The 18,763-nt window shown below is 69.8% G+C and carries 13 protein-coding genes; 4 read left to right on the top strand and 9 right to left on the bottom strand.

What is annotated here, in order from left to right; translation table 11 throughout:
- Positions 1-2: 2 nt before the first annotated feature.
- The 3 genes from FHR21_RS10610 to FHR21_RS10600 are packed head-to-tail and all read left to right on the top strand — an operon-like array spanning position 3 to position 5,025.
- Complete coding sequence (locus tag FHR21_RS10610) at positions 3-2,084, top strand: alpha-glucuronidase (RefSeq protein ID WP_420825277.1); 2,082 nt, start codon at positions 3-5, stop codon at positions 2,082-2,084.
- A 59-nt stretch (positions 2,085-2,143) separates the two neighbouring features.
- Positions 2,144-3,241 (top strand): LacI family DNA-binding transcriptional regulator, encoded by a 1,098-nt coding sequence (locus FHR21_RS10605; RefSeq protein WP_184098021.1) that lies wholly within the window; start codon positions 2,144-2,146, stop codon positions 3,239-3,241.
- The gene (locus FHR21_RS10600) at positions 3,238-5,025 is read left to right on the top strand and encodes an IlvD/Edd family dehydratase (protein WP_184098019.1); all 1,788 of its coding nucleotides are present in this window, start codon (positions 3,238-3,240) and stop codon (positions 5,023-5,025) included. Before FHR21_RS10605 ends, FHR21_RS10600 begins: the two co-directional genes overlap by 4 nt.
- On the opposite strand, the gene FHR21_RS10595 is transcribed toward FHR21_RS10600, so the two are convergent.
- The 6 genes from FHR21_RS10595 to FHR21_RS10570 are packed head-to-tail and all read right to left on the bottom strand — an operon-like array spanning position 5,019 to position 12,476.
- Positions 5,019-6,350: a glycoside hydrolase 5 family protein gene (locus FHR21_RS10595; protein WP_221235127.1), complete on the bottom strand. Its 1,332-nt coding sequence runs from the start codon at positions 6,348-6,350 to the stop codon at positions 5,019-5,021. The two genes, FHR21_RS10600 and FHR21_RS10595, sit on opposite strands and share 7 nt — an antisense overlap.
- Positions 6,347-8,242 carry a sialate O-acetylesterase gene (locus FHR21_RS10590; protein ID WP_184098017.1) on the bottom strand — a complete coding sequence of 632 codons (1,896 nt, stop codon included), beginning with the start codon at positions 8,240-8,242 and terminating at the stop codon, positions 6,347-6,349. Before FHR21_RS10590 ends, FHR21_RS10595 begins: the two co-directional genes overlap by 4 nt.
- Positions 8,239-9,120: an SMP-30/gluconolactonase/LRE family protein gene (locus FHR21_RS10585; protein WP_338113131.1), complete on the bottom strand. Its 882-nt coding sequence runs from the start codon at positions 9,118-9,120 to the stop codon at positions 8,239-8,241. The genes FHR21_RS10590 and FHR21_RS10585 overlap by 4 nt, the downstream gene beginning before the upstream one ends.
- Positions 9,117-9,902, bottom strand: a complete 786-nt coding sequence (gene xylB, locus FHR21_RS10580) for a D-xylose 1-dehydrogenase (protein WP_184098013.1) — start codon at positions 9,900-9,902, stop codon at positions 9,117-9,119. The genes FHR21_RS10585 and xylB overlap by 4 nt, the downstream gene beginning before the upstream one ends.
- A 5-nt stretch (positions 9,903-9,907) precedes the next feature.
- Positions 9,908-11,344, bottom strand: coding sequence for an aldehyde dehydrogenase family protein (locus FHR21_RS10575; protein ID WP_184098011.1), 1,437 nt, complete (start codon positions 11,342-11,344; stop codon positions 9,908-9,910).
- Positions 11,345-11,351: 7 nt separating this feature from the next.
- Positions 11,352-12,476 carry a fumarylacetoacetate hydrolase family protein gene (locus tag FHR21_RS10570; protein ID WP_184098009.1) on the bottom strand — a complete coding sequence of 375 codons (1,125 nt, stop codon included), beginning with the start codon at positions 12,474-12,476 and terminating at the stop codon, positions 11,352-11,354.
- 87 nt (positions 12,477-12,563) lie between these two features.
- Between FHR21_RS10570 and FHR21_RS10565 the strand changes: the two genes are divergently transcribed.
- Positions 12,564-14,213: a glycoside hydrolase family 43 protein gene (locus FHR21_RS10565; RefSeq protein ID WP_184098007.1), complete on the top strand. Its 1,650-nt coding sequence runs from the start codon at positions 12,564-12,566 to the stop codon at positions 14,211-14,213.
- Positions 14,214-14,303: 90 nt separating this feature from the next.
- Here the strand turns inward: FHR21_RS10565 and FHR21_RS10560 are convergent, their stop codons facing one another.
- The 3 genes from FHR21_RS10560 to FHR21_RS10550 are packed head-to-tail and all read right to left on the bottom strand — an operon-like array spanning position 14,304 to position 18,738.
- Positions 14,304-15,311 carry a glycoside hydrolase family 5 protein gene (locus FHR21_RS10560; RefSeq protein ID WP_184098005.1) on the bottom strand — a complete coding sequence of 336 codons (1,008 nt, stop codon included), beginning with the start codon at positions 15,309-15,311 and terminating at the stop codon, positions 14,304-14,306.
- A gap of 11 nt (positions 15,312-15,322) precedes the next feature.
- On the bottom strand, positions 15,323-16,318 hold the full coding sequence (locus FHR21_RS10555) for a cupin-like domain-containing protein (protein ID WP_184098003.1): 996 nt from the start codon (positions 16,316-16,318) through the stop codon (positions 15,323-15,325).
- The gene (locus FHR21_RS10550; protein ID WP_338113129.1) at positions 16,315-18,738 is read right to left on the bottom strand and encodes a glycoside hydrolase family 3 protein; all 2,424 of its coding nucleotides are present in this window, start codon (positions 18,736-18,738) and stop codon (positions 16,315-16,317) included. The genes FHR21_RS10555 and FHR21_RS10550 overlap by 4 nt, the downstream gene beginning before the upstream one ends.
- Between the last annotated feature and the right edge of the window lie 25 nt (positions 18,739-18,763).

Below are 18,763 nucleotides of genomic sequence, written 5' to 3'. Positions count from 1 at the left end.
CCATGATGCGTGGGAGAGAGGTTGTCAATCGCCTCGCGGCGATGCTGTTGCTGCTGGCGCTGTCGCCGGTGCAGGCAGCGCGCGCCGAGGACGGCTATGCGCTGTGGCTGCGCTATGCGCCGCTGAAAGGCGAGGCGCTGGCCCGGCTGCGCACCTTTGCGCCGCGCGTCGAGGCAGCGCCGGGCACGGTCGAAGGACCGATGCTGGCCGTGGCCGAGGCGGAACTCAAGCGCGGGCTGGCGTCGCTCGGGGCTCCCGCGCAGACCAAAGGCGCGATCCGGCTCGACTGCCCGCGCGCCGGGGGCGGGGGTGACGGGGCGTTTCGCATCCATGCCGATGGCAAGCGCAGGCTGGTGATCGCGGGCGCCGACCATCGCGCCTGCCTTTACGGCGCCTTCGCGCTGCTGCGCGAGTTGGCGCTCGGGCGCGATCCGCTGGCGGTGGCGCTCGACGAGCATCCGGCGATGCCGCTGCGGATGCTGGATCATTGGGACAATGCCGACGGCAGCGTCGAGCGCGGCTATGCCGGGCGCTCGATCTTCGACTGGTGGCGCCTGCCCGACCATCTCGACCGGCGGCTGATCGACTATGCGCGCGCCAACGCCGCGATCGGGATCGACGCGGTGGCGGTGAACAATGTCAACGCGCCCGCGATCTTCCTGGAGCCGCGTTTCATCGCCAGACTGAAGCGCATCGCCGACGCGTGGCGGCCCTATGGCATCCGCGTCTTCCTGTCGGCGCGGTTCAGCGCGCCGCGCGACATCGGCGGGCTCGCCACCGCCGACCCGCTCGATCCAGGGGTGCGGCGCTGGTGGAAGGCGAAGGCCGACGAGATTTACGCCGCGATCCCCGATTTCGGCGGCTTTCTGGTCAAGGCCAATTCGGAAGGCCAACCGGGGCCGCAGGACTATGGACGCAGCCACGCCGACGGGGCGAACATGCTCGCGGCGGCGCTCGGGCCGCGCGGTACCGTGATCTGGCGCGCCTTCGTCTATTCGGCCGACGACGACAGCGACCGCGCGAAACAGGCCTATGCCGAATTCGTTCCGCTCGACGGGCGCTTCGCCGACACGGTGATCGTCCAGGTCAAGAACGGCCCGGTGGATTTCCAGCCGCGCGAGCCCTTCCATCCGATGTTCGGAGCGATGCCGAAGACGCGGCTGATGTTCGAAGGGCAGATCACCAAGGAGTATCTGGGCTTTTCGACCCATCTCGCCTTCCTTGCGCCGCTGTGGAAGGAGGCGCTCGATGCCGGCACCGGGCGCGGCGGGACGGTCGCCGATGCGGTGCGCGGCGGCGGCATGGCGGGGGTCGCCAATATCGGATCGGACCGCAACTGGACCGGCGGGCATTTCGACCAGGCCAACTGGTACGCCTTTGGCCGGCTCGCGTGGAATCCGGGGCTGACGAGTGCGGACATCGCGCGCGAATGGGCGGCGCAGACGTTCGGCCGCGATGCCGCTTTCCTGAAAGCCGTCGTGCCGATGATGCTGGGAAGCCGGCAGGCGGTGGTCGACTATATGACCCCGCTCGGCCTGGCGCATCTGATGGGGACGAACCATCATTATGGCCCGGCGCCATGGGTGTGCGACTTGCCGCGGCCCGAATGGAACCCCTGCTATTATCACCGCGCCGACGCGGGCGGCATCGGCTTCGACCGGACGGCGAGCGGCAGCGACGCGCTCGCCCAATATGTGCCGTCGGTCGCCGCGAAATGGCGCGATCCCAAGACGATGGACGAGGATGTTCTGCTGTGGTTCCACCATCTGCCCTGGGACTGGCGGACGCGATCGGGGCGCAGCCTGTGGGCCGAGCTGGTCCACCGCTACGACCGCGGGGTCGCGGCGGTCGACACGATGGCGGCGACGTGGGACGCGCAGCGCGCCCATGTCGATGCCGAGCGCTTCGCCGATGTCGCCGGTGACCTGCGCGTGCAGCAGCGCGAGGCGCGCTGGTGGCGCGATGCGTCGGTCGCCTATTGGCAGTCGGTGAACGGCCTGCCGCTGCCCGAAGGCGCGGCGCCGCCCGCGCACAACCTCGCCCATTATCGCGCCCTCGCCTTTCCCGAAGCGCCCGGAATCTGAACGATGGGAGCGATAACCCGGCGCTTGCGGGACCTTCGCCCGTGGCCTAGGAGCCGGGCATGAACAGCGATGCCAAGGACAGCGGGCGCCGGACCCGCGTGCGTCATCAGGGCCAGCCGACGATCAACGATGTCGCACGGCTCGCCAATTGCTCGCCGATGACGGTGAGCCGGGTCATCAACAACAAGGAAAGCGTGCGCGAGGAAACGCGGCGGCAGGTGCTCGCGGCGATCGCCGAACTGAACTATACGCCGAACCGCGCCGCGCGGAGCTTGGCGGGCGGCGAGCAGTTGCGCGTCGCGCTGCTGTTCGACAACCCGTCCGCCTCTTACCTCAGCGAATTCCTGATGGGTGCGCTGACTGAGGCAACGCGCGGCGACGTGCATCTGGTCGTGCAGAGCTGTCCGACCCTGGCCGACGCGCCGCCGATCATGCGCAACCTGGCCGAGGGCGGGATCAAGGGTTTCATCCTGCCGCCGCCGCTGTGCGACGACCAGAGCATCCTCGACCTGGTGGCGGAACTGGGCGCGGTCGCGATCGCGGTCGGTCCCGGCAAGGCGACGGGAACGCAGGCGTCGGTCACAATCGACGATTTCCAGGCCGCCTATGACATGACGAAGCATATCGTCGACCTGGGACACAAGCGCATCGGTTTCATCATCGGCAATCCCGAGCAGGTCGCGAGCCTGCGCCGCCTGAACGGCTATCGCGCCGCGATGGAGGATGCCGGGCTCGAGGTGCCCGACGCGCTGATCGTGCAGGGGCGCTTCACCTATCGCTCCGGGCTCGACGGCGCCGAGAAACTATTGTCCGTGAAGCCGCGGCCGACCGCGATCTTCGCGTCGAACGACGATATGGCGGCGGCGACCGTCGCGGTCGCGCACCGCCGCCACCTCGACGTGCCAAACGACATCACCGTATGCGGCTTCGACGATACGGCGATGGCGAGCACCATCTGGCCCGAGCTGACGACGGTGCGCCAGCCGATCCGCGAGATGACCGCCTGGGCGGTGTCGACGATCGCGACGATCATCCGCAAGAAGCGCGCGGGCGAGCGCTTCAAATATGAGCAGAAGACCCTGCCCTACACGCTGGTGCGCCGCGAATCCGATTCGGCGCCGAGCCTGGTGACGCGCGAGGGCCGGGACGAGGCATGACCGACGAAGCTCCACCGCCGCGCCGGCTGCGATCGCGCGACTGGTTCGACAATGCGGAGCGGATGGACATGACCGCGCTCTACCTCGAGCGCTTCATGAATTACGGCATCACGCCCGAGGAGCTGCGGTCGGGCAAGCCGATCATCGGCATCGCACAGTCGGGCAGCGACCTGTCGCCCTGCAACCGCATCCACCTTGACCTGGCGAAGCGCACGCGCGACGGCATCCGCGACGCGGGCGGCATTCCGATCGAATTTCCGGTCCACCCGATCTTCGAAAATTGCCGCCGCCCGACCGCGGCGATCGACCGCAACCTGCTCTATCTGGGGCTCGTCGAACTGCTCAACGGCTATCCGATCGACGGCGTGGTGCTGACCACCGGTTGCGACAAGACGACGCCGAGCCAGATCATGGCGGCGAGCACGGTCGATATCCCGGCGATCGTTCTGTCGGGCGGGCCGATGCTCGACGGCTGGCACGAGGGCGAACTGGTCGGGTCGGGCACGGTGATCTGGCGCAGCCGCCGGCTGCTCGCGGCGGGAGAGATCGACGAGGAGGAATTCCTCGACCGCGCGTGCAGCAGCGCGCCGTCGGCGGGGCATTGCAATTCGATGGGCACAGCGTCGACGATGAACGCGGTCGCCGAAGCGCTGGGGATGTCGCTGACCGGCTGCGCGGCGATCCCGGCGCCCTATCGCGAACGCGGCCAATATGCCTATCGCACCGGGCGCCGGATCGTCGAGATGGTGCATGAGGATCTGCGCCCGTCGCACATATTGACCCGCGCGGCGTTCCTGAACGCGATCGCGACGGTCAGCGTGATCGGCGGCTCGTCGAACGCGCAGCCGCATATCGTCGCCATGGCGCGGCACGCGGGGGTCGAGCTGGAGCCTGACGTCTGGCAAGAGCATGGGTACGACCTGCCCCTGCTCGTCAACATGCAGCCGGCGGGGAAATATCTGGGCGAGCGCTTCCACCGCGCCGGCGGCGTGCCCGCGGCGATGTGGGAGCTGATGCAGGCGGGCAAGCTGGAAGGCGGCGCGCCGACCTGCACCGGGCGCAGCATGGCCGAAAATCTGGCGGAGTGCGAAAGCCACGACCGCGAGATGATCCGCCGCTTCGCCGACCCGCTGATGGAGCGCGCGGGGTTTCTGGTGCTGAAGGGCAATCTGTTCGATTTCGCGATCCTCAAGACCTCGGTCATCTCCGACGCCTTTCGCGCGCGCTATCTGTCGCGGCCGGGACAGGAAGGCATGTTCGAGGCGCGCGCGATCGTCTTCGACGGATCGGACGATTATCACCACCGGATCAACGACCCGTCGCTCGCCATCGACGACGACTGCATCCTCGTCATCCGTGGTGCCGGGGTGATCGGCTGGCCCGGATCGGCCGAGGTCGTCAATATGCAGCCGCCCGACGCGATGATCCGCAAGGGACAGATGTGGCTGCCGACGCTGGGCGACGGGCGCCAGTCGGGAACGTCGGACAGCCCCTCGATCCTGAACGTCTCGCCCGAGAGCGCGGCGGGCGGCGGGCTCGCCTGGCTGCGCACCGGCGATATCATTCGCGTCGACCTGAACGCCGGGACGTGCGACGCGCTGGTCGAGCCCGGCGAGATCGCACGGCGGCTGGCCGAGACACCCACGCCGCCGATCCCCGAAAGCGCGACGCCGTGGGAGGAGTTGTTCCGCGAAAAGACCGGCCAGCTCGGCGACGGCGCCGTGATGGATTTCGCGCTCAAATATCGCGGGACGTCAAGGAAGCTGCCGCGGCACAATCATTGAGGCGGATGGCGTGCGCCAGCGCGCGCGGCGTGGCGGCGGAGCTGGGCGAGACTGCTCGCGTCGCTGTCGAACAATCCGTACCAGCCCTGCGGCTCGTGCGGCGGATCGCCCATATAGGCGCGATCGCCATCCCGGAAGCGATGGTCGCCATGCGCCGCGCGCGCCTCGCCGTTCCAGGCCCAGAAATTGCTGCCCGCGATCGGTCCGCCGGCCCGCCACGACGCCTCGACCCGGTTCTGGATCATCGCGTAGAAGCGGTCGCGCCAGGTCGTCGACGTGCCGGGGGCATAGGTCTCGCCGTCGCGGGGGAAGCCGAACTCCTCGATCACCAGCGGCTTGCCAAGCGTTTCGGCGAGGCGAGCGTGGGCGTCGACATAGGCCGCGGACAGCGCGCTGCCGCGATCCCATGTTCCGGCGAGATCCCCGCCGTCGACCCAGCCCCAGTTGAGCGGCCAGACGTGTGCGGTCAGATAATCGACGTCGCGGTGGGCGCGCAGCACCATCGCCTCGCCACCGTTCGTCGCCTGTGTCCCCTCCTGCCCCAGCGAGACGAGATGGCCCGGATCGAGGCCGCGGATCAGCTTCGCGGTGGCTTCGATCCAGTCGTAATAGGCATCGGCGGTGCGCGCGATCATCGCGTCGCTGCCGCCGGGACGCGGCTCGTTGGCGAGCTGCCAGCTCAGGATCGCGGGGTCGTCGGCATAAAGGCGGCCGGTGACGCCGTTCCGGCGTGCGACGACGCGCCGGACATGGGCATGATAGAGCGCCACCGCGCCAGCATTCGCATAGAAGCCCGCCGAGGAATCGGCGAAGGCGGGCCAGGGGTGCGCCGGGTCGTTCGCGTCGACATAGCGGCCGGTGGCACGGTAAAGCCAGGTCGAGAAGCCGCCCGACCATTCCCAGAAATTGCCGAGGACGAGCACGGCGGTCATGCCGCGCTTCGCGATCTCGGCCATGGCGAAATCAAGCCCGGCGAGCAGGGTCTCGTTCGCGCTGCCGTCGGCGCGCGAGAAGCCGGGCCTGATCGAATGCTTCAGCGGGCCTTCCTCGGCCGAGGCCATGATGCGCAGATTGCCGACGCCGAGCGCCCGTAGCCGGTCGAGCTCACGGCCGAGGCGCGCGCGGTCGCCATAGTCGGCGTCGGCGCCAAGCCAGGCGGCATACCATAGATTCGCGCCAACGATGCGGTAGGGCGCGTCGCCGCGCCGCAGCGCCAGGCCGTCGCGGCGGACGAAGGGAGCGGGCGGTTCCCCTGCTCCGCCAAGCATCAGGCCGGCGGCGGCAGCGCCGAGCAGCGCCAGCGTGTGGCGCCGGTCGGGCGTCACGGGGCGATCGCCAGTTCGAAGCCGGGCAGCGCCTGCGACCGCGCATCGTAGAGGTTGACGACCGGGCTGTCGGCCCAGGCGTAGCGCACCCGCGTCGCCGGGCGGCCGTCGCCGGCGAGCAGCAGGCTGTCGCCGTCGATCGTCGCGGCGGCATAGCGGCAGCTTTCCTGCGGTTCCGCGCAGAGTTCGAGCGCGAGCGGCGCACCGCTCCATGCGTGGAGGCCGCCCTCGATGCCGGTGAAGGTCACGCGTACCGCCCCGCCCTCGCGCCGCGCCGCGGCGGGCATCGGCAGCGCCTTGCCCTGGGCGGCGAGCGCGAGGCGCGCGCCGAGCTCGATCTTGTTCGCGGGATGGACGTCGATCCGCTCGCCGAGGTCGATCGCGGTGACGAGCGCCGCGGCGCGGTCGGCAAGCGCGGCCTGCCGCTGATCCTCGCGCAGTTCGGCCCAGCCCGAGGCCACGGGCTTGTCGGCGGGAGCGCCGAAATTGGCGAGCTGGACGATCAGCATCCGCATGTCGGCGCCGAACTGCGCGCGCCAGCCGGCGAACAGCGCGGCGAGGCGATCGCGATAGCCGGGGATGCCGACGTCGCTCTCACCCTGATACCAGGCGGCGCCGGCGAGCGCGAAGGGACCGATCGGCGCGATCATGCGGTTGTGCATCACGCCGATGCCGGCATTGGCGTCCCACGGGGCGCGCGGCGGCATCGCGCGGATGCCGCCGATCGCATAGCGCCAGCCCGTCGCGAGCGGAATGGTCTCGCCGCCGGTCACCGCGAAGGACAGGCGGTCGGCGGGGCTCGAAAAGCCGCCGGCGCCCCAACTGTTGCTGGCGACGACGAGGATTTCGTTGCGACCGGCGCGCAGAAGGGCGGCGGGGACCCCATAATGGCGTTCCTCGCTCCATCCGAAGCTGTTGCCGACCGGGTGGCCGTTGACGAAGCTCATGTCGAGGTCGTCGATGACACCGATGGAAAGCGTGCCGCCCTTTGCCGCCTGTTCGGCGGTCAGGTCGATGGTGCGGCGGAGCCAGATATTGCCGATGCCGTCGGCGGCAAGCGGGGTACCGGTCCATTCGGTCCAGGGCGAAATCCGCGGAACGTCGTGCCAGTCGAGCGCATCGGGGTCGCGCCAGGGTTCCTGGCCGCCGCTGCCCTTTCGCCACCAGTCCTGCCACGTCGGCGCGAAGCGCGTCACCGCGGCGACCGGATCGCGGCCATGAAGGGCGAGCAGATCCATGTCCGCATCGCCGTAGAGCCGCCGCGCCGGACCGGGCGCAAGCCAGGCACGCGCCTGCGACCCGCCCCAGTCCGAGGCGATAGCGCCGATCGGAATGCCGAGGTCGCGGCGCAGGCCCTGCGCCATATAGAAGCAGGCGGCCGAGAAGGCGCCGACCGTCTTTGGCCCCGCGGCTGCCCAGGCGACAGGCTCGGCGAAATCGGCCGCCGGGATCGCCGCGGTCGATTTGGGGATGGTGACGAGGCGGAGCTGCGGGTCGGCCGACGACTGGATGCGATTCCAGGCGTCGAGACCGCGGTCGACGCTGAATTCCATGTTCGACTGGCCCGAGCAGAGCCAGACGTCGCCGACGAGAAGGTCGGACGCCGCCGCGCCCGCGCCCGCGTCATCGGCGACGCGGAGCGCGACCGGATCGGCGCTTGCCTTGCGGGCCGGAAAGGTCGCGCGGAAGCGGCCGTCGGCGTCGGCGCGGATCGTCTGCCTGGCGGTGCCGAGGGTGACGGCGAGCGTTTCGTTCGGCGCCGCGCTGCCCTCGATCACGATCGGCCGGTCGCGCTGGATCACGGCATGGTCGGTCCAGATCGGCGCGAGCGCCGGGATGGCAAAGGCCGGGGTGGAGACGAGCGCGACGGCGAGAAGCAGCGCGCGGCTCATGCAAGCTTCACCGCGGTGGTCGCGACGCCGGCGACGGGCGCGTCGAAGGCGAGCAGGCTGCCCGCCCAGGGCTGGGCGGCAAGCCGATCGGGGGTCAGCCCCTTTTGCGCGGTCGTCACGAAAAGGGTACGCAGGTCCGGCCCGCCGAAACAGGGCTTTGTGAGATTCTGTGTCGGCAGCCTGACGGTCAGGACGAGCGCACCGTCGGGCGAGAAGCGCGCGAGATGCCATCCGTTGTAGAGGCCGGTCCAGACATGGCCTTCGGCGTCGACGACAGGGCCGTCGGGCCAGGCGTCCGGGAAATGCGCCTTCACATCGGCGAAGGGTCGCGCCGCACCGACGCCTTCGGGGCCGAGATCGGCAACCATGATCCGCTGGCCGAGCGTGTCGGTGAAATAGATTTTCGTGCCGTCGCCGTTCACCGCGGGACCGTTGGTGATCGCGATCTCTGCGGGACCGGCGGGCGCGATGCGGCCGCGGTCGAAAAGATAAAAACGCCCGCTCGCCGCGCTTTCCGCGTCGTCCATCGAACCGAACCAGACGCGACCCCAGGGGTCGGTGCAGCCGTCGTTGAGCCGGTTGTGGGCTGGCTCGCCGGGGACGGCCGCGAGCTTTTCGAAGCTTCGCGCTTCGGGATCAAAGAGATGGAGGCCGTCCTTCAAGCCGCAGAGCAGGCGCCCGTCCTCGGCGGGAAGCGCCCAGCCGATCTGGTCGGGCGCCTCCACCGCGGCGTTGCTGCCCGTGGCGGGGTCGTAGTGCCAGAGACGGTGGCGTTTGATGTCCACGAACCAGAGGACGCCGCGCGCCGCATCCCAGCATGGGCCTTCGCCGAGCAGGCATTCGGCGTCGAGGAGCCGGCGGACCGGGGGCTCGATCACCGCCATCCCGCGTCGACCCAATAATTGTGCGCGGTGCAGAAGCGTCCCTCGTCGGAGGCGAGGAACAGCGCCATCGCGGCGATGTCGGCGGGCTGGATGCGGCCGTTCAGGCATTGGGCGGCGACGATTTCCGCCTCGCCCTCCGGCGAATACCATTGCTGCTGCCGCTCGGTCTGGACATTGCCGGGCACGATCGCGTTGACGCGGATATTGTCGCGCCCCAGCTCGCGCGCGAGGCTGCGCGTCAGCCCCTCGATCGCGGCCTTGGCGGTCTGATAGACGATCAGGTCGCCGAGCCCGAGGTGCCAGCTTATCGAGCCCAGATTGAGGATCGAGCCGCCGCCCGCCGCTTTCATGTGCGGCACCACCGCCCGCGCCGCGAAGAATTGATGGCGCAGATTGACCGCCATCCGATCGTCCCAATAGGCGGGCGTGACCGCATCGAAGGCGTGGCGGTCGTCGTTGCCGGCGTTGTTGACGAGTATGTCGCAGCCGCCGAGCTGCGCGATCAACGCGTCGAGGCAGGCGGCATAGGCGCCCAGGTCGGTGATGTCGCACGGCGCGAAACGCGGCGGGATGGACGCATCGGCGAGCCGCGCGACGAGCGCCTCGCTCGGCGCGGTCTGGATGTCGACGAAAGCGACCGCGGCGCCCTGCCGTGCGAAGCCCTCGACGATCCCTTCGCCGATCCCGGAGCCGCCGCCGCTGACGATGACGCGCTTGCCCGCAAGGCTGGGGTAGCGGGCGCCGGACGGCGGCGCATCGACCATCAAATCCGTCATGCCGCTCAATCCCCCTGATAGACGGTTTTGATCTGGGTGTAATATTCGACCGCCGCGAACCCCTGTTCGCGCGGGCCGTAGCTCGACGAACGGGTGCCGCCGAAGGGGACGTGATAATCGACCCCTGCGGTCGGCAGATTGACCATCACCATGCCGGCGCGCACCCTTTTGCGGAAATCGCGGATATGCTTGGCGCTGTTGCTGACGATGCCGGCGGACAGGCCGAAATCGCCGCGATTGGCGACGGCGAGTGCCTCGTCATAACCCTTGACGCGGATCGTCGAGACGACGGGACCGAACACTTCCTCATTGTTGATCCGCATGTCGGGCGCGGTGTCGGCGACGACGGTGGGCTGCATGTAATAGCCGGGGGTCGAGGCAGACGCGCGGTCACCGCCGACCGCGAGGCGGCCGCCCTCGTCGCGCGCAATGCCGACATAGCGAAGATTCTGTTCGAGTTGCGCCTCGCTGCTCGCGGGGCCGACCTGCGTGTCGTCGGCGAGCGCCGGGCCGACCCTGAGCGCCCCGGCACGTTCGGCGAGCGCGGCAACGAAGCGGTCGTGGATCGCATCCTCGACGATCACGCGGCTCGACGCGGTGCAGCGCTGGCCGGTCTGGAAGAATCCGCCGTCGGCGGCGATCGCCACCGCCTTGTCGAGATCGGCGTCGGCGAGGACGACGAGCGGGTTCTTGCCCCCCATCTCCATCTGCACGCGCTTTTGCTTCGCCATCGCCGCCATGCCGACCTGCGCGCCGACCGCCTGCGAGCCGGTGAAGCTGATCGCGGCGACATCGTCATGGTCGACGAGCGCGCGGCCGACGTCGCCGCGCCCGAGCACGAGGTTGAACACGCCCGCCGGCGCGCCGGCCTCTGCGACGATTTCGGCGAACGCGGTCGCGATGGCCGGAGTGATGTTCGCGGGCTTGAGCACCACCGTATTGCCGAAGGCGAGCGCGGGCGCCGCCTTCCACGCCGGGATCGCGATGGGAAAATTCCACGGAGTGATAAGCCCGACGACGCCGAGCGGCTCGCGATACGTCGCCACGTCGAGCCCGGGCCGCGTCGATTCGAGCGTCATCCCGTGGCGGCGCAGCGCCTCGCCCGCGAAATAGCGGAAGATGCGCGCGGCGCGCAGGGTTTCGCCGACGCCTTCGACGCGGGTCTTGCCCTCCTCGCGGGCCAGAAGTTCGCCGATCTCGGCCGACCGGGCGAACAGCGCCTCGCCGATGCGATGCAGGAGGTCGGCGCGCACCTCGGGCGAGGCGGCGGCCCAGCCCGCGAAGGCGTCCGAGGCCGCCGCAACGGCCCGGTCGACCTCGGCCGCGCCGCCGTCGGGGAAACGGGCGACGATGTCACCGGTGTCCGAAGGGTTGAGGCTGTCGAGCGGGGTGTCGGCCATCACCCATTCGCCGCCGATATAATGTCCTAAAGTCCGAGTCATAAGCTGTTCAAATCCTGTCGATCAGTCCGCGCGAGGCGAGATTGCGAATGAAGGCGGCGATGCCTATTTCCCACGGCGGGGCGTCGCGCGAGGTGGTCACGCCGTTGGTCAGGCGGCCGAGGCGCGGGGCGCTGATGCTCACGCGGTCGCCGACCTTGTGGGTGAAGCCCTTGCCGGGCTGATCGCGATCCTGCGTCGGCGCGAACAGCGTGCCGCAGAACAGCGCGAAGCCATCGGGGAAATGATGCTCGCTCATCGTCTGGCGGACGAGGTCGGCGGGGTCGCGGCTGATTTCCGCCATCGCGTTGGTGCCTTCGAGGCGATAGCCCTCGGGCCCTTCGACCAACAGTTCGACGGTGGTTTTCCGTATGTCGTCGAGGGTGAAGCCGTCGTCGAACAGGCGGATGAAGGGGCCGATCGCGCAGGAGGCGTTATTGTCCTTCGCCTTCGACAGCAGCAGCGCCGAGCGCCCCTCGAAATCGCGCAGATTGACGTCATTGCCGAGGGTCGCGCCGGCGATTTCGCCCCGCGGATCGACGATCAGCACCACCTCCGGCTCGGGATTGTTCCAGGTCGAATCCGACCGCACGCCGATCGGCGCGCCGGTGCCGACGGTCGAGAGCACGGGGGATTTGGAGAAGACCTCGGCATCGGGGCCGATGGCGACCTCCAGATATTGCGACCACATGCCTTCGGCGATCAGCGCCTGCTTGAGCGCCGCCGCCGCCTCGCTGCCCGGAACGACGGCGCGGATCGCCGAGCCGACCTTTTCCTCCAGCGTCGCGCGGATCGCGCCCGCGCGCGCCGCATCGCCGCGCGCGCGCTCCTCGATCACCCGCTCGATCGCCGAGAGGGCGAAGGTGACGCCGCAGGCCTTCACGCATTGCAGGTCGATCGGCGACAGCAGGGTCCAGCCGGCGGGCAGGCCCGCGGAAACGGGGCCGATGACCCGGCCGCCCGAGAAATGGCGCCGCGCGACCGCGCCGGCGACAGTGGCGACCTCGTCGGTGAGGTCGAAGAGCGTGTCGTCCGCGATCCGCAAGACCACGGGCCCTTCGGGCGCGAGCGCGCGCCCGAGGAATTGCCCCCCTTGCTGGTCGGCCGGCAAACTCTCCGTCAAGCTCTGCTGCATTCCGGTTCCCGAAGCCCTTCTCTTGATAGCGCTACCATAGTAAGCTGTTCCGAACGAGGCAAGGTCGAAAGCAAGCGGGAGGGACAAATGAAGGTGGCATCGATTCGCGAAACGCTGCTCGCGGCAGCTCTGATCGCAGCACCCGCCGCGGCGCAGCCGGTCGCCCATTTCGAGGAGGTCAGCTATCGCGCGACGGCCCCGCCCGCCCCCGCGCCACGGGACATGATGCGCAACCCGGTATTGCCGGGCTTTCACCCCGACCCGTCGATCGTCCGCGTCGGCGCGGATTTCTATCTGGTCAATTCGACCTTCGCCTGGTTTCCCGGCATCCCGATCTTTCACAGCCGCGACCTGGTGAACTGGCGGCTGATCGGCCATGCGATCGACCGCCCCGGCCTGGTCGACTTCACCGGGATCGGCACCGATCGCGGCATCTTTGCGCCGGCGATCCAATATCATGACGGGCGCTTTTACATCTTCACCACCTGCATCGCGTGCGGCGGCAATTTCTATGTCACCGCGCGCGACCCGGCCGGGCCGTGGTCCGCGCCGCACTGGCTCGATTTCGACGGGATCGACCCGTCGCTGTTCGTCGATGCGGACGGCAGCGCGTGGCTGGTCAACAACGGGCCGCCCGAAGGCGCGCCGCGCTATGAGGGGCATCGCGCGATCTGGATTCAGCGCTTCGACCTGAAGGCCGGTGCGCTCGTCGGGCCGCGCAAGGTCATCGTCGACGGCGGCGTCCGCCCGCAGGACAAGCCGGTGTGGGCTGAAGGGCCGCATATCTACAAGGTCGACGGCGCCTATTATCTGACCGCGGCCGAGGGCGGCACCGCGGAGCGCCATTCGCAGACCATCTATCGCGCCGCGCGCCCCGACGGCCCCTATGTGCCCGGGCCGACCAATCCGATCCTGACCCAGCGCGACCTGCCGCCCGGCCGCGCCGACCGGATCGAGGCGGCGGGACACGCCGATCTGGTCGCGCTTTCCGATGGGCGCTGGTGGGGCGTGTTCCTCGCGACGCGGCCGTTCGCCGGGCAATCGACGCTGATGGGGCGCGAGACCTTTCTGTTGCCGGTGCGATGGGAGGCGGGCTGGCCGCGCTTCCTGGACCCCGGCGAGGCGATGCCGCCGCTGGTGCGGCGGCCCGACCTGCCCACCGATACGGCGATCGACCGCAGCGCCTGGAGCGACGATTTCGACGCGCCCGCGCTGTCCCCCGAGTGGATATGGCTGCGCGGGAGCAACCGCCACGGCTGGTCGGCGCTGAACTCGGGCGAACTGGTGCTGCGCGCGCGGCCCGACCCCGCGGGGCGCCTGGGCCAACCGGCGTTCGTCGGGCGGCGGCTGCGGCACCATGACGCCGTTTACGAAACCCGGTTGCGCTTCGCGCCCGCGCGCGACGGCGATTTTGCGGGGCTGCTCGCCTATATGGACGAGGCGCATTTCCTGGCCTTTGGGGTCGAGCGCGTGGCGGGCGAACGGCGGATCGTCGCGCGGCGGCGGGTGGTCGCTGCGGAGAGCGAGCGCGGCGAGATGCTGGCGTCGCAGCCGCTGGGCGAAGGCGCGGTTTCGTTGCGGCTGACGATCAACGGCGGCAAGGCGGCGCTCGCGTGGCGCACCAGCGAGGCATGGCGGACGCTGGCGCCGGCCGTGAATGTCGAGCCGCTGGCGTCGGTCCACGCCGGGCTGTTCACCGGGCTGGTGGTCGGACCTTATGCGGTCGCGGGGGATTAGCCTCTTCTTTCTCGAACCCGCTCGCCCGGAGCTTGTCGAAGGGCCGTCCTTCGTGCTCGCGAAGGAAAGGACGATGCTTCGAGAAGCTCGTCATTCGCTCGCCCCCTCATTTTCGGGCAAGCCGAAGGCCGCGCGCAAGCCCGGCAGCCACTGCCGTGCCTTCCGGTCCCAGAAGGGGAAGGTATTGGTATAGGCCCAGGCGCAGATGCCGAGATCGAGCGGTGCGAAGGCATCGTGGACCGCGCGGTGATATTGCACGCGACCGGCGAGCGGGATCGCCTCATAGGCGCCGGTTTCGCCGATGAAGGGCTTCCTGCCCGTGCGCGCGATATAGCGGCGGATCTTTTCGACGTCGGCGGCGAGCCGGTCGGCATCGGCCTGCGTCCCGTAGAGGCGGCCGAGCGGCGGCGACGGATCGACCCAGGTCGCGCCCTGATGGGTGAAGTCGAACGGCTCGTAATAATGGAAGGTGGGATAGACGTTCGGATCGTCGGGAAGGTCGAGCGTCACGAGCGAGTCGATGCCGCTCCAATTCTCGCCGCCGATCACCACCGCGCGCGTGGGGTTGGTCGCGCGGATCGCCGCAAGCGCGGGGGCGAGCGTGGCGAGCAGATTGGCGTTGGTCAGCTTGTCGTGCGGTTCGTTGCTGATCTCGAACCACAGTCTGGCCTCGGGCCTGGCGGCGAAGCGTGCCGCGACCTGTTTCCACACGGCGGCGAGCCAGGGCGCGGTCGCGGCGGGGTCCTTGTCGAGCGCGTCGAAATGATGGCTGTTGAGGATGACGTTGAGGTCGGCGGCGAGCGCCTGGTCGACCACCGCCTCGACCCGGTCCAGGAAGGCAGGGTCGATCGTGTGGGGTGCCGTCTCGCGACTGCGGTGCATCCAGCGCACCGGGATGCGGACGGTGGTGAAGCCCGCGGCGCGGATGCGCGCGAAATCGGCGGCGTCGATGCGCTTGCCGTCCTGGCTTTCGACCATCGTTTCCAGGCTGTTGCCCATGTTGATGCAAGCACCGACGGGGAGTCCCTTCGCCTCTTCGGCCGCGGCCGGGACGGCGAGGAGGAGCGCCGCGGAGAGCAGGAACGGGATACGAAGCATGAGGGACCCTTTCAACTGGACAGGACGGTGAGCAGATAGCGGCGGATCATCTCGTCGCGTTCGGGGCCAGCCGGGCCGGCGACGCCGCGCGCGGGCGGCGGCAGGTGCGCGGCGGCATCCGCCGCCTCGGCGCCGAAAACGAAATGGTCGAACCACGCGCGCCAGCCCTCACGCTGCGCGGGCGGCAGGTCGCGGATCGCGAGCAATGCGTGGACGAGCGCGGTGAAGCCGCCGCCGTGCGCGGCGTCGTTGTGCCAGTAATTGACCAGCATGTTCGCGGGCCCGGTCGCCTGGACATGGTGCCACCAGAGCGCGGGGATATAGATGGCGTCGCCGGGTTCGAGGTCGGCGGTCTGCGCCTGCGCCTCGGCCCTCGCGTAGCGCGGGTAACGCTGGCGATCGGGCGCGAGCGGGTCGACCATGCTCACCGGCTGGCCGGCAAGCGTATGGTTGAGCGGGCCGACATAGAGGTCGGCGGTCGCGCCGGGCGGAAACAGGGTAAAGCGACGGCGGCCGAGCGCTACGACGGCGAAATTGTCCGACAGGTCGAAATGGGTCGCGACCTCGGTCGCGTTGCCGAGCCAGACGCGCGCGGTCGCGCTTTCCACCAGCGAAAAGGGGTGCTCGGCGGCGAAGCCGGGCAGGTGGACGTCGAGAGCGGCCGCGCCGGCATAGATGGCGACCGGCTCGGCCCGATCCGCGATCTCGACGAGATGCTGCGCGAGACGCGCGAGGGGGCCGCGGTCGCGCTGGAAATTGAAGCCGCGCAGATCGGGGCCATAGAAGAAGCGGCCCTTTGCGCTGGCCGGCGCGATCATGATGTCGGCGGGGGCGCCGCTGTCGCGCGCCGCGATGGCGGCGAGCGCGGCGCGCCAGTCGCGCCGGCCCAGCTCGACGATCGGCCAGTCGCGGACAAGGCCCCGGATCACCGCCGGGCGCCCCGCAGCGCGATAGTCGCGCTCGAAGCAGTCGCGCTCGGCGGCGTCGAGGCTGTCGAGCTCGGTCACGGGCAGCGCAGCACCTGCTCCGCGTCGGTGCCGATGCGGACCTCGGCGAGCGAAATATCGGCGGCGCCCGACGTGCGCAGGATGAAGGGCGCGGTCAGATGCGCGACGTCGGCACCCTTCGCCTGCAGGCATTTGAGCGGCAGGCCGTAGCGGACATAGGCGCCGCCGGCGGGCAGCGACACCGGCACGGCGGCGATGCGCTCGCCCGCGGCCACCGCGATCTCGGCGCGCGCGGGCGCCTTCGCGACCTTGAGCGTCGCGAGCAGCAGCACGTCGCCATTGGCCTCGCGCGACAGGTCGAGCGGCTCGAAGCGCTGGAGGCGGATCGCGGCATCGCCGCCCGCAATCGCGAAGCGCCGCGCGCCTTCCTGGACCCGATGGTCGGTCGCGGTGACGATGACACGCCCGCCAAGCGCCTGCGCGGGAACGGCGGTGACGCGCGTCTGCCGATCGCCGCCCGGCCCCGCGACGACGAGCGACCAGCTTGCGGCCGGTACGCCTTTCGCGAACCAGCTATGTCGGTCGGCCGCGGCGTCGACGGCGACTTCCGGCAAGGGAGCCCACGGCGTTGCGGGCGAGGCGTAGGTCAGGCCGTAGCCGAGCGGGAAGAGCGCGCCGTCGGCCATGTCGGGGGTGCGCGGCCAGGCGGCGGGGAGCGTGCCGGCGAAGTCGAAGCGCGGCCGTCCCGCCGCATCGCCGATCAGCACGTCGGCGACCCCCTCCCCCTCCGATCCCGGCAGCCAGGCGGCGACGAAGGCGTCGGCGGTGTTGAGCGCCGGGTTCACATAGAGCGGCCGGCCGCTGAGCATCACCGCGACGACGGGAATGCCCTGCGCCTTCAGCTTGCGCATCGTCGCATAGGGTCCGGTCAGCTCGGCATCGAGCGCGAGGGTCGCGCGGTCGCCCTGAAATTCGGCATAAGGCTTTTCGCCGAAGACGACGATCGCCGCGTCGGGCCGCTGCGTCCAGCCGCCGTCGGGGACAAGTTCGGCGCGGCCACCCGCCGCCTCGACCGCCTGCTTGAGGCCGCCCCACAGGCTGGTCGCGCCGGGGAAATTGGCGTTGGTCAGGCCGGTGCCCTGCCAGCTCAGCGTCCAGCCGCCCGACTGGCGGGCGATATCGTCGGCGCCCTCACCCGCGACGAGCAGGCGTCCGCCGGGCTTCAGGGGCAGCACGTCCCGATTCTTGAGCAGCACGAGCGACTTGCGCACCGCCTCGCGCGCGATCGCGCGGTGATCGGGCGACCCGAGCAGGTCGAAACGGCCCGAAAGCGGACGGCTCGACGGCTTGCCCGCCTCGAACAGGCCGAGGCGCAACTTGACGCGCAGGATACGCCGCACCGCATCGTCGATCCGTGCCATCGGGACGGTGCCAGCCTTCGCGCGTGCCAGCAGGTCTTCGTAGATCGGCTTCCAGCTATCGGGCGCCATGTACATGTCGAGCCCGGCGAGAAGCGCCTGCGGGCAGCTTGCGTTGGTGCAGCCTTCGACCTGCCCGTGCGCGTTCCAGTCGGAAACGGTGAAACCGCCGAAGCCCATGCGATCCTTGAGCACATCGGTGACGAGGCTGCGGTTGCCAGTGATCTTGCGTCTCTGCCAGCTCGAGAAGCTGAGCATCACCGTCGCGACGCCGTTTTCGAGCACCGCGCCATAGGGCAAGCCGTGGATGTCGCGCAGTTCCTGCTCGCCGATGTCGGCATTGCCCTGGTCGACGCCGTCCTTCGTCCCGCCGTCGGCAAGGAAATGCTTGGCCGAGGCGATTACCTTGCCCGCGGCAAGCAGGTTCGTGCCGCCCGGCGGTCCCTGCAGCCCGCGGATCATCGCCCCGGCCGCCGCGGCAACGCGGTGCGGGTCGGACGAATAGCCTTCATAGGCGCGGCCCCAGCGGAAATCCTGCGGCACCGCGACAGTCGGCGCGAAGGTCCATTCCTGCCCCGTCGCGCGGATCTCGGTCGCGGTCGCGGCGCCGATCCGCTCGATCAGCGCCGGATCGTTCGCGGCGCCGAGGCCGATATTGTGTGGAAAGAGCGTCGCGCCGACGATGTTCGAATGGCCGTGGACCGCGTCGATGCCCCAGATGACGGGGATCGCGACGCCGCCGCCGCCGCTCTTGTCGACCGACGCCGCGTAAAAATCGTCCGCGGCCTTCAGCCAGTCGGCGGGCGGCGCGAGGTCGTCGCCGTGCGGCCCGCTGTTGCCGCCGACGAGGATCGAGCCGAGATGATAGCGGCGCACGTCGGCCGGGGTCACGCAACAGAGGTCGCCCTGGACGAGCTGGCCGATCTTTTCCTCCACCGTCATGCGCGCGAGCAGTTCGGCGACGCGCGCGTCCTGTGCGTCGGTCAGCGTCGCGGGATAGCGGTAGCGCGGCCAGATATCGGGATGCGCCTGCGCGGGCTGCGCGGTAGCGTCCGGCTGCACCGTCGCGGACGCAGGCGCACCAGCG

It is taken from the genome of Sphingopyxis panaciterrulae (assembly GCF_014199295.1).
GTDB classification, from domain to species: Bacteria; Pseudomonadota; Alphaproteobacteria; order Sphingomonadales; family Sphingomonadaceae; genus Sphingopyxis; species Sphingopyxis panaciterrulae.
The sequence above is the reverse complement of the archived record's forward strand: the minus strand, read 5'-3'. Positions and strand labels throughout refer to the sequence as shown.